3 protein-coding genes are annotated in these 1,600 nt (G+C 66.4%); all 3 read right to left on the reverse strand.

Going from position 1 to position 1,600, the window contains the following annotated elements; all coding sequences use genetic code 11:
- Window positions 1–558 (reverse strand): SDR family oxidoreductase (locus tag EOA38_RS36010; protein ID WP_145966266.1); only part of this gene is annotated, 558 nt, incomplete at its 3' end.
- Window positions 555–1,325 (reverse strand): ABC transporter ATP-binding protein, encoded by a 771-nt coding sequence (locus tag EOA38_RS36015; protein ID WP_127301455.1) that lies wholly within the window; start codon window positions 1,323–1,325, stop codon window positions 555–557. The genes EOA38_RS36010 and EOA38_RS36015, both read right to left, overlap by 4 nt.
- A gap of 13 nt (window positions 1,326–1,338) precedes the next feature.
- Window positions 1,339–1,600, reverse strand: a 262-nt coding sequence (locus tag EOA38_RS36020) for an ABC transporter permease subunit (RefSeq protein WP_127301456.1), incomplete at its 5' end; no start/stop codon positions are given.

Raw genomic sequence — 1,600 nt, forward strand, 5'->3', positions numbered from 1 at the left:
CATGGAAGCTTCGGTCCGTACCCAGCCGGGGCAGACCGCGTTGACCCTGATGCTTTTCGGTCCGAGCTCCCTGGCCCAGGTCTTTGTCAAGCCGATGATGGCGTGCTTGGAGGCCACGTAGGCGCCGAACCTCGCCTCGGCGACGCGTCCCCAGATCGAGGCCGTGTTGACGATCGATCCGCCGGCCGGCATGCGCGCCAGCACGCGCGCCGTCACCAGGGCGGTGCCGATCACATTGATCTCGACGATGCGGCGGAAGGCAGCCTCGTTGTCGTCGCCGGCGTCGCCGACGGGTGTCATCAGCTCGAGGCCGGCATTGTTGACGAGAACGTCGATGCGGGCGAGGGAGGCAAGCGCCGTCGAGACGGCGTTGCGATCGGCGATGTCGGCCTCGGCGGCGGTCGCGCCAAGCTCGCGCGCCCGCTCGTGGACGGCATCGTCATTGGCGATCAGGTGCAGCGTGGCGCCGGCCTTTGCGAAGCGCCGCGCTATGCCGAGCCCGATGCCTCGGCTCGCCCCCGTGATTACCACGACCTTGCCGGATAAGGAGAGGCTCATACTGCTGTTCCTGTCTCGTTGCGGATCAGATGCAGCACCTTGTTGCGCAGCTCGAAGAACTTCTGCGTCTCGCGGATCTCCAGCGGCCGCTGCGGCCCGAGCTCGGCCGCCACGTCGATGTCGGCGACGACCGAGGCGGGGCGCCGCGAGAACAGGATGATGCGGTCGGCGAGGAACACCGCCTCCTCGACATCGTGGGTGACGCAGATGATGGTCTTTTCCTCACGGATCTGGATTTGCCGCAGCTCGACCTGCAGGCGCTCGCGCGTCAGCGCATCGAGCGCGCCGAACGGCTCGTCCATCAAAAGCACGTCGGAGCCGGCGGCCAGCGTGCGCGCTATGGCGACACGCTGGCGCATGCCTCCCGAAATCCGGTTCGGGTAGGAGCCGGCGAAGTCGGCGAGGCCGAACAGCTCCAGATAGTGGCGCGTGCGCTCCAGCTTTTCCGCCGCGGCGATGTCGTTGCGGTAGCGCATGCCGAAGGCGATGTTGCGTTCGACCGTCAACCACGGGAACGACGAATAGGACTGGAAAACCATGCCGCGCCGCCGGTCGGGCCGCACGACCTTCTCGCCGCCGAGCAGGATCGAGCCGGAGCTCGGCTGGTCGAGCCCGCCGACCATCCGCATCAGCGTGGTCTTGCCGCAGCCCGACGGGCCGAGGAAGACGACCAGCGAATTGCGCTCGAGGCCGAGATTGGTTTTCCGCACCACTTCGACGGGGCCGAAGGACTTCGCCGTATCGGCGAATTGGACATATGCGCTCATCGTCGTCTAGCCCTCACAGATACCGGAACAGCCGGCGGTGAAGCAGGCGAAGCAACTGATCGGTGACAAGGCCGATCAGCCCGATGACGACGACGCCGGCCATGACCTCCGGCGTCTTCACGAAGCGACGTGCCGTCCAGATCACGTAGCCGATACCGGAATCGGCGGCGACGATCTCGGCGATGATGAGGTAGGTCCAGCACCAGCCGAGCGTGATGCGCAGGTTGTCGATCAGCGTCGGCCCCATCCAGCGCAGCGCGACATCGGTCATCACC

Origin of the sequence: Mesorhizobium sp. M1E.F.Ca.ET.041.01.1.1, from assembly GCF_003997355.1 — a bacterium.
GTDB lineage: Bacteria > Pseudomonadota > Alphaproteobacteria > Rhizobiales > Rhizobiaceae > Mesorhizobium.